At 71.0% G+C, this 2,404-nt stretch carries 2 protein-coding genes; both read left to right on the top strand.

All coding sequences use genetic code 11. From position 1 onward, the window contains the following. On the top strand, window positions 1–2,198 hold a 2,198-nt coding region (locus tag ABD317_RS35965; RefSeq protein ID WP_344296096.1), incomplete at its 5' end, for a type I polyketide synthase. A gap of 53 nt (window positions 2,199–2,251) precedes the next feature. Then, on the top strand, window positions 2,252–2,404 hold a 153-nt coding region (locus ABD317_RS35960), incomplete at its 3' end, for a polyketide synthase docking domain-containing protein (RefSeq protein ID WP_344296098.1).

Genomic DNA, 2,404 nt, shown 5'->3' with positions numbered 1-2,404 from the left:
GGCCCGCCTTCCAGGGCGTCACCGCCGCCTGGCGCGGCGCCGACGGCACCCTCCATGCCGAAATCGCGATCCCCGAGGACGCCGACACCGCCGGCCACGCCATCCACCCCGCCCTGCTGGACGCCGCCCTCCACCCCCTCGCCACCCGCACCCTCCGGGCGAACAACCGCGCGGAGGACAAGGCGGAGGAACTGCGGTTGCCGTTCGCATGGACCGGCGTTTCCGTTCACGCCACCGGCGCCACCGAACTACGCGCCACCCTCACGCCCACCGGCGAGCACGGCCACGACCTGGCTCTCCGCGCCTGGGACCCGACCGGGGCGCCCGTGGCCACCATCGCCGCACTCAACACCCGGCCCGTCGACGCCACTGCGCTGGCCGGCGGCCCGCACGCGAACACGGCTACCCGCAACAGCCTGTTCCACCTCGCGTGGCGCGCTGCCTCGGCCCAGCCGTCGGCACAGACGGATCTCGACCTGGTCGACGTATACGTAGCACCCCCCGCCGAGAACGACTCCCCCGCCGCGGCCCACACCGCGACCGAAGCCCTGCTCACCCACCTCCAGACCTGGCTGGCCGACAACGACGCGACCGACCGCCGCCTCGTCGTCCTCACCCACCACGCCGTCGCCACCGACCACGCCGAAGACGTCCACCTCGCCCACGCACCCCTATGGGGCCTGGTCCGCACCGCCCAGAACGAGAACCCCGACCGCATCCACCTCATCGACACCGACACCACCGGCGACACCCCACAACTCGCCGAAGCCCTGGCCACCGGCGAACCCCAACTCGCCCACCGCAACGGCCAACTCCTCACCCCCCGCCTCACCCGCTCCACCGACACAGACACCACCCACGCCCGCCCCCTCGACCCCAACGGCACCGTCCTCATCACCGGCGGCACCGGCGGCCTCGCACAACTGACAGCACGTCACCTCGTCACCCAACACGGCGCACGCCACCTCCTGCTGGCCTCCCGCAGCGGCCCCGACCACCCGGGCACCACCACACTCCACGACGAACTCACCAACCTCGGCGCCAACGTCACCATCACGGCCTGCGACGCCACCGACCCCGAAGCAGTACACACCCTCATCAACTCCGTCGACGCACAGCACCCACTGACCGCCGTCATCCACACCGCCGGCACCCTCAACGACACCGTCCTCACCCAGCTCACCCCGGAGACCCTCCACCCCGTCCTGGCCCCCAAGGTCGACGCCGCCTACCACCTCCACCAGGCCACCAAGCACCTCGACCTCGCCCACTTCATCCTCTACTCCTCCGCCGCCGGCACCCTCGGCAACCCCGGACAAGCCAACTACGCCGCCGCCAACACCTACCTCGACACCCTCGCCCACCACCGCACCCACCACGGCCTGCCCACCACCAGCCTCGCCTGGGGCTACTGGGAACACACCACCGGACTCACCAGCCACCTCAACGACAACGAAGTCCGCACCATCACCCACGGCACCACGGCACTCACCACCGACCACGCCCTCCACCTCCTCGACACCGCACTCACCACCCCCCACCCCCACCACCTCTGCACACCCCTCAACCCCAACACCCTCCGCACCACACCCCACCTCCCCCCGCTCCTCCGCGACCTCGTACCGGCGCCCCGCCGCACCGCCGCGCGGGCGAACACTGCGCAGCCGTCGGGAACGGACCTGGCCGCCCGGCTCCGGGCACTGCCGTCGGAAGGGCGGCAGAAGCTGCTGCTGGACGTCGTGTGCGGCGCCGTCGCCGCGGTCCTGGGGCACGGCGGCGCGGACGCGATCGATCCGTACCGGCCGTTCAACGAGCTGGGCTTCGACTCCCTCACCGCCGTCCAACTCCGCAACCGCCTCACCGAAGTCACCGCGCTCCGCCTGACCTCCACGCTGATCTTCGACTACCCCACGCCGAACGATCTGGCCCGGTACGTCGGCGAGAGCATCGGCGTCGACGAGGAGAGCGCCGAGACCTCCTTCCTGGCGGAGATCGACAAGCTCGAACTGACGCTGATCGAGCGTTCCGCTGAGGACGCCGGGCGGGTGAAGGTGACACGCCGGCTCCAGGCCCTCCTCACCCGCCTCAACGAGACCGCACGCACGGCGCCGGACGACGAGGACATCGAGGCGAAGCTCCGTTCCGCCTCCAACGACGAACTCTTCGATCTGCTCGACGGCGATCTCGACCTTTCCTGACCCCGGCGGCGCCCGCGCCGCCCCAGCAATTCCGTACAGAGGAGCGACGACCAATGTCGGACGAAGCCAAGCTTCGGGAGTACCTGACCCGCGCAGTCGCCGAGCTGCACCAGACGCGGCAGCGCCTGCAGGACGCCGAGACGGCAAGGCAGGAGCCGATTGCGATCGTTTCGATGGCCTGCCGGTACCCGGGCGGGGTGCGTTCG

This window comes from Streptomyces synnematoformans (genome assembly GCF_039531005.1).
In the GTDB taxonomy this organism is placed as follows: domain Bacteria; phylum Actinomycetota; class Actinomycetes; order Streptomycetales; family Streptomycetaceae; genus Streptomyces; species Streptomyces synnematoformans.
This window is presented reverse-complemented; position numbering and strand designations above follow the sequence as displayed.